Raw genomic sequence first — 1,362 nt, 5'->3', positions numbered from 1 at the left:
CGAACGCGTCGCCATCACCGACCTGCAGCTCGGCGACGTGGTGCTCGTGCGCTCCGGCGCCCGGGTACCGGCCGACGGCCGGATCGTCGAAGGCTCGGCCGAGCTCGACGAGTCCATGATCACCGGCGAGTCCCGGCCGGTCGGCCGCGGCGTCGGCGACCGCGTGGTGGCCGGCACCGTCGCCACCGACTCAGCCATCCGCGTCGAGGTCGACGCGGTCGGCGAGAACACCGCCCTGGCGGGCATCCAACGCCTGGTCGCCCAGGCACAGGCCGCCGGCGGCCGGGCACAGGTATTGGCCGACCGGTTCGCCGCGATGCTGTTCTACATCGCCACCTCGGCCGCGGTGATCACCTTCCTCGTCTGGTGGGCGTTCGGCGACGTCGGCGAGTCCGTCGTACGCACCGTCACGGTGCTGGTCATCGCCTGCCCCCACGCCCTGGGCCTCGCCATTCCGCTGGTGATCGCGCTGTCCACGGCCGTGTCGGCCAAGGCGGGCATCCTGGTCAAGGACCGCCTCGCCCTGGAGCGCATGCGCACCGTCGACGCGGTCCTGTTCGACAAGACCGGCACCCTGATCAAGGGCGCGCACAAGGTCACCGGCGTGGTCGCCGCCGACGGCGGCAGCGAAGACGAGGTGCTGCGGCTGGCCGGCGGCGTGGAGGCCGACAGCGAGCACCCGCTCGCCAAGGCGATCGTGACGGCAGCGGCCGACCGGGGACAACCGGCCAGGGCCAGCGACTTCAGGTCGCTGACCGGCCGCGGCGTCCGCGCCACCATCGAGGGCATCGAGTACGCCGTCGGCGGCCCCGCCCTGCTACGCGAGCTCGACGGCCGCCTGCCGGACGAACTCGCCCAGGCGACGCAGAGCTGGTCCGCCCGCGGCGCCGCGGTGCTTTACCTGATCCGCCCCGGCCACGGTGTCATCGGTGCCCTGGCGCTGGAGGACGAGGTCCGGCCCGAGGCCCGGGAGGCGATCGCCCAGCTACGCGAGGCGGGCGTTCGGAAGATCGCGATGATCACCGGCGACTCCCGCGCCGTCGCCGAAGCCGTCGCTGCCGACCTGGGATTCCGGTCCGGCGTCGACGAGGTGTTCGCCGAGGTGCTGCCCGCCGACAAGGACCAGACCGTGGCGGACCTGCAAGCCCGGGGCCACACGGTCGCCATGGTCGGCGACGGCGTCAACGACGCGCCCGCCCTAGCCCGTGCGGATGTCGGCATCGCCATCGGCGCCGGCACCGACGTCGCCATCGAGTCGGCCGGCGTGGTGCTGGCCTCCTCCGATCCGCGGGCGGTCACCGGCGTGATCCGGCTGTCCAAGGCGTCATACCGCAAGATGGTCCAAAACCTGGGCTGGGCGGC

Annotated in this window: 1 protein-coding gene; it reads left to right on the top strand. The window is 73.2% G+C overall.

The window, feature by feature from the left end:
* Positions 1-1,362: heavy metal translocating P-type ATPase (locus V6V89_RS41390; RefSeq protein WP_334625216.1), on the top strand; the 1,362-nt coding region annotated here is incomplete at both ends.

The organism is Micromonospora sp. CPCC 206061, assembly GCF_036906915.1.
In the GTDB taxonomy this organism is placed as follows: domain Bacteria; phylum Actinomycetota; class Actinomycetes; order Mycobacteriales; family Micromonosporaceae; genus Phytohabitans.
This window is presented reverse-complemented; position numbering and strand designations above follow the sequence as displayed.